The organism is Corallococcus aberystwythensis (assembly GCF_003612165.1).
GTDB classification, from domain to species: domain Bacteria; phylum Myxococcota; class Myxococcia; order Myxococcales; family Myxococcaceae; genus Corallococcus; species Corallococcus aberystwythensis.
The window spans coordinates 1-4,967 of the sequence record NZ_RAWK01000439.1; the positions used below are offsets into that span (position 1 = coordinate 1).

Genomic DNA, 4,967 nt, shown 5'->3' on the forward strand with positions numbered 1-4,967 from the left:
GCGCAATCGGCGGTCCTCCGTCGTTCGGAAGCACGCTTCCAGCTCGCCCCTCTGCTCCTCACTCAGCTCCAGCCGGCTCATGCAAATTCAACCCGCGACCATCGACGGATTCATCCGAGCCGTGAATCAGGCGCATCGCCACCGGGCACGGACGCCACCGTCTTCCGCATGCGCAGGCCCCACGCGAGCCCGCCACAGCCCAGCGACATCGCGAACAGCAGCGCTTCCGCCAGGAACACGGGCGGCAAGCCACGGTCCAGCGCCGTGAACAGGTTCGCGTCCTGCGCCACCACGTCGCCCACCACCACCGCGCCGAACAGCACCGAGGCCGCCGCGCACAGCACGCTGCCCACGCGCCGCGATGAACCGCTCGGCACGAGCGCGATGACGACCGCGAGCGCCCATGCGCCCAGGAACAGGCCGAACTCCCAGTCCCCTCGCCGCGCCAGCGTCCACGGCAGCACCCGGTTCGCGGCGCAGTACACCGCCGTGCCGAACGCGAGTCCTGCGGACACACCCACCGTCAGCCGCTCCAGCACGCGGTTGCCGCGGCGCGTGCGCAGCGGGTCGCGGCGCTCCAGCCAGATGAGGTTGCCCGTGACGAGCACCGCGCACATCGCCAACGCGAGCAGCGCGTAGAGCGGCTTCATCAGCGCCTCCGCGAACCGGCCCGCGTGCAGGTCGAAGAGGAGCCGCTCGAAGGTGAAGTTCGGGGTGCGGGATTCCACGCTCGTTCCGAACGTCTCCCCGCTCACGCTGTCCACGTGCGCGAAGTGGTCCGGCCCCAGCGGCGACAACTGGAAGTACACGCCCGCCCAGCCTCGCGCGTCCCCGTAGTCGTGAAGCTCCACGTACCGGGGCGTGCCTTCCGCGCCGGGCACCGATGCTCGGGCGCGGTCCACCACCGCATCCAGCAACAGCATGGGCGCGTCCTTCCCGGACGCCTCTCGCACCGGCACGCTGTAGCCACGCAGCTGCGTCACCCGGTCCGCCTGTCCCCGGTAGACCGTGCTCCCGAAGCCCTGCGCGGCCAGCCCCGCCAGACACAACACCGCTCCTGTCCACGCGAGCATCGCGGTGAATGGCAGCCCGAAGACGCCCAGCACCTTGTGCGCGTCCGACGCGGAGAAGCGCGGCTTCGCCGTGGGCCGGAAGCGCCACCACTGCGCCCGCAGGTCCTTCAGGTGGATCCACAAGCCGCTGACCAGCGCCACCAGCAGTGCGACCGACACCAGGCCCGAAAACTCCATCCCCCAGGGTACCCGGTAGAAGAAGTGCATCCAGTACAGCTCGCTGGCCAGGCGGCTGCGCTCCGGCAGCGCGGTGCCGGTGAGCGGATCCAACCAGACCACTCGCATTCCGGTGGGCTCGAAGAGGTACGCGGTGATGAACCGCGTCTCCTCGTGCGTGAGCAGGCCCACGTGCGAACCGCGCGGCAGCGGCCCCTGCTCCCGCACCCGCTCCAACATCACGTCGAACGACGGCGGCGACTCCGAGGGCGGAGCGACATGGAGCGCGGGCTCCTGCCACACCTCCAGTTCCTCGCGGAACATGGCGAAGACACCGCAGAAGAAGATGACGAACAGGAACAGGCTGGCGACGACGCCCGCCCACGCATGCAGGTCGAACTGGATGCGGAACGTCCGGGGCGACAACTTCATCGCGGCCCTCGAAGCATCAGCGCGACGGCCACCGGCACCACCACCGCCAGGCACACGCCCCAGGCCACCCGGCCATTCCGGGCCAGCGGCAGCGTGCACGCAAGCGCCACCCACACGGGCAGCCCCCCATGGAAGCCCAGCGCGAAGGCCCACGGCCCGGACACCGGCAGGAAGGCCATCAGCGCCGCGCCCACCGCGAACGCCGCGAGCGGTGCGCCCACCACCGCCGCCAACGTCCTCGCGACGGAGTGGTTCGCCGCCTTGTCCCCACGACCCGCGCTCATCGCCCCACGCCCATCAGTGCCACGGGTACCAGCCCCACCACGCCACTCACCCACGCGAAGGTGCGCGCACGCGAAGGCCGGGGAGCGAGCACCAGCACCAACACCGAGGCCGCCGTCATCGCCAGCACCAGGAGCACCAGCAACCCCGCCACCGGCCCGAAGTCACCGACGCAGCACCCCAGCGACGCCACCCACGGCACGGCCGAGAGCCACCGCGCACGGCCACCCGCGCCCTGCCACGACACCGCCGACACGCAGAAGCACAGCGCGGCGAGGCTCAGCACCGTGACCACCGCGTGGCCCTGTCTCTTGGTTCCATGTTGATAATGATTTGCATCCTCACGATGGACCCCAGGCCTGTCAAGGCAGGTCGAGGTCACCCGTGCTCCCGGTGCGAGCGTCAGCGCACGAACACCGCCGGCGCTCCCCACTTCCAGGGAATGCCGCGCTCCGGATGATGGCGGCATGAGTGAAGCCACGACCCTGAAGGGAAGCTGTCACTGCGGCGCGACGCGGTTCGAGGTGACCGCGCCGCCCAAGGACGTCACCCGCTGCAACTGCACGTTCTGCTCCAAGCGCGGCGTGCTCTGGGCCTACTACCCGCCGGAGCAGGTGAAGTTCACGAGTCGCGGCCAGGTGGCCACCTACGACCGCAACGCGCCCGTCGCACACCACCACTGCCAGCAGTGCGGCTGCGGCACCTGGACGGACACGCCCGTCTGGGAGAACAACGCGCCCGTGCCCGGCCAGTTCAAGGTGGGCCTCAACGCGCGCCTGTTCGACGACTTCAACCTGGACGCAGTGCACGTGAAGTTCGTGGACGGCCGCAACCTCTGGTAGCCGTCACAGGCGCGGGGCCGGGGCGCGGGCGTCCGGGAAGTCGGTGGACAGCGACAGGTCCTTCCACTTCTGGTCCTCCGCCTTGAGCGCGTCCAGCTTCTCCTGTGACAGCTCGAACGCGTCGCTGCCCAGCACCAGGTGCAGCGGCGGAGACGCCAGCGCGGCCACCTTCAGCAGCACCTGGGCCGCGCGGTCCGGGTCGCCCGGCTCCTTCCCCGTCCGCGCCCGCATGTGCTGCGCGACCACGCCCACCGTGGGCGCGTACTCCGGCCGGAACTCCGGGATGGTCATGGACTCCCCCGCCCAGTCCGTGCGGAAGCCGCCCGGCTCCAGCACCGTCACCTTCACGCCGAAGGGAGCCGTCTCCTTGGCCAGCACCTCGGAGAAGCCCCCCACCGCCCACTTCGCGGCCTGGTACGCGCCCAGCCCCGGCGTGGACAGGCGCCCCCCAATGGAGGACACCTGGATGACGTGCCCGGAGCGCTGCTCACGCAGCACCGGCAGCGCCGCGCGCGTGACGTTCATCACCCCGAACAGGTTGGTCTCCAGCTGCGAGCGGAAGTCCTCGTCCGTCACCTGCTCGATGGGCGCGAGGCTGCCGTAGCCCGCGTTGTTCACCACCACGTCCAGCCGGCCGAACGCCTCCACCGCGGTCCGGACCGCGGCCCTTGCCTGCTCCGGGTTCGTCACGTCCAGGGCCACCGCGCGGACGCGGTCCCCATGGCGCTCCACCAGCGAGGCCAGCTGCTCCGGCCTGCGCGCCGTGGCCACCTGGTACGAACTGGAGCACGGCCCCTCCGTGGGCATCCCGGAGCCCGTCGCGCGCAACAACCAGCACAAGGCGGCGGCCATCGCGAAGGCCCAGAAGGAGGGGCTGGTGTCGAAGCACTTCGCGGCGGACGAGCTGCTGGCGCTGGCGCTGGTGCTGGCGCTGTCCAAGACGTGGGCCTTCCCCTTGTCCTACTGCGCCACGGCTACCCCACCCACACCCGCGGAGATCCGCCGGAGGCGCCGCTCCGTAGTGGAGGCGGTCCGGCTGCTGGTGACGCCGGGTGGTTCGCCCTCGTGACCTTCCGCCTTCCCTCGAATGCTGGCTACAACACCCTGGAAGGAAAGGTCCGCCGGGCCATGTTCCTGGACGGGGAACCCTGCTTCCTGATGGAGCTGCGCAGTACCGGAACAAGCTTCCGCAGGGACAATCACGACTTCAGCGAGGTCGTGGAGGACTTCGACCTCCGGCTGCCACAGGTCGTGGTGCTCCGCATCCACTTCGACGCCCTGCTGCGGGCGCTCCGGCAATGGCAGGCCACCCAGGAGTCCTTCAGCCTGGACCTGGACAACGGGCGGGACGTCACCTGCACCGTCGAGGTCCGTTCCCGCTCCGACGCGGCCAGCGACCGGTGGAAGCCGGACTTCACCCTCGTCTACGCCAGCGCGAAGGCGCGCATCGAGGTCACCTTCGGCGTGGACGCGTCGTGCCTGCTGGAGTGGGCCGAGGGCTTGGAGCAGGCCGTCGCCATCTTCCACTAGTTCGCAGTGAACGTCGGAGGGCTCCCGGGCAGGGGGGTCCACCTGTCCACGGGATGCATTGCCATCCCGATTTCAGGATGTCGGGAGGGGTACCCCCTGTCGCCACCCTCGTGGCAGGCAACCTGCATCCTCGCCCCTGACATCTCGCGGTGATCGACGGCGTCTGCCCCTGGCGACGCCCGAATTCCTCCTGGCACGCAGTGCGCAATGCGCGGGCCTGCGTCACCCAAGGAGGAACTGCTTGGTCTTGCCTGAAGCCACACCGTCACGTCCCAAGGCGTTTCGGACCCGCGCTCGCCTGTCCTGGAGAGCGCTGCTGCTGATGACACTCCCCGCCTGCGATCCACAGGCCATCGAAGCCACGACACCCCAGCCCATCACCCCCAGGGTGATCAGCGAATGGCGGCCCTCACTCCAGCCTTCGGAGCAGGCCGGAACGAAGCAGACCGGAGAGGACTGCAGTCCTCACGGCGCCGCTGAATGCCAGAGCGGGCTCTGTGCCCATGCCATGACGGGGCGGGGGACCGGCTACCTGTGCAGCACCCGCTGCCAGACGACGGAGGACTGCCCCGACACCTGGCGTTGCGTGAGCGTAGCTCCGGGAGCCCGGGAGGCCATCTGCCTTCCGGGCCGCGCGAATCCCGCCCACCCC

At 70.1% G+C, this 4,967-nt stretch carries 7 protein-coding genes; 3 read left to right on the plus strand and 4 right to left on the minus strand.

All coding sequences use genetic code 11. The features are described from left to right. Positions 1–110 precede the first annotated feature (110 nt). The 3 genes from D7W81_RS39805 to D7W81_RS39815 are packed head-to-tail and all read right to left on the minus strand — an operon-like array spanning position 111 to position 2,238. The gene (locus D7W81_RS39805; RefSeq protein ID WP_120560543.1) at positions 111–1,661 is read right to left on the minus strand and encodes a PepSY-associated TM helix domain-containing protein; all 1,551 of its coding nucleotides are present in this window, start codon (positions 1,659–1,661) and stop codon (positions 111–113) included. Next, positions 1,658–1,945, minus strand: a complete 288-nt coding sequence (locus D7W81_RS39810) for a hypothetical protein (RefSeq protein WP_120560544.1) — start codon at positions 1,943–1,945, stop codon at positions 1,658–1,660. The genes D7W81_RS39805 and D7W81_RS39810 overlap by 4 nt, the downstream gene beginning before the upstream one ends. Further along, positions 1,942–2,238 (minus strand): hypothetical protein, encoded by a 297-nt coding sequence (locus tag D7W81_RS39815; protein WP_244227759.1) that lies wholly within the window; start codon positions 2,236–2,238, stop codon positions 1,942–1,944. The genes D7W81_RS39810 and D7W81_RS39815 overlap by 4 nt, the downstream gene beginning before the upstream one ends. A 172-nt stretch (positions 2,239–2,410) precedes the next feature. Between D7W81_RS39815 and D7W81_RS39820 the strand changes: the two genes are divergently transcribed. Continuing rightward, positions 2,411–2,785: a GFA family protein gene (locus D7W81_RS39820; RefSeq protein WP_120560545.1), complete on the plus strand. Its 375-nt coding sequence runs from the start codon at positions 2,411–2,413 to the stop codon at positions 2,783–2,785. 3 nt (positions 2,786–2,788) lie between these two features. Here the strand turns inward: D7W81_RS39820 and D7W81_RS44285 are convergent, their stop codons facing one another. Further along, positions 2,789–3,592 (minus strand): SDR family NAD(P)-dependent oxidoreductase, encoded by an 804-nt coding sequence (locus D7W81_RS44285; RefSeq protein WP_279637939.1) that lies wholly within the window; start codon positions 3,590–3,592, stop codon positions 2,789–2,791. On the opposite strand from D7W81_RS44285, the gene D7W81_RS39830 reads away from it, so the two are divergent. Both D7W81_RS39830 and D7W81_RS39835 read left to right on the plus strand, forming a co-directional pair. Next, positions 3,585–3,854: a hypothetical protein gene (locus D7W81_RS39830; protein ID WP_244227760.1), complete on the plus strand. Its 270-nt coding sequence runs from the start codon at positions 3,585–3,587 to the stop codon at positions 3,852–3,854. The two genes, D7W81_RS44285 and D7W81_RS39830, sit on opposite strands and share 8 nt — an antisense overlap. Next, the gene (locus D7W81_RS39835; RefSeq protein ID WP_147445798.1) at positions 3,851–4,315 is read left to right on the plus strand and encodes a hypothetical protein; all 465 of its coding nucleotides are present in this window, start codon (positions 3,851–3,853) and stop codon (positions 4,313–4,315) included. Before D7W81_RS39830 ends, D7W81_RS39835 begins: the two co-directional genes overlap by 4 nt. The last annotated feature ends 652 nt before the right edge of the window (positions 4,316–4,967 follow it).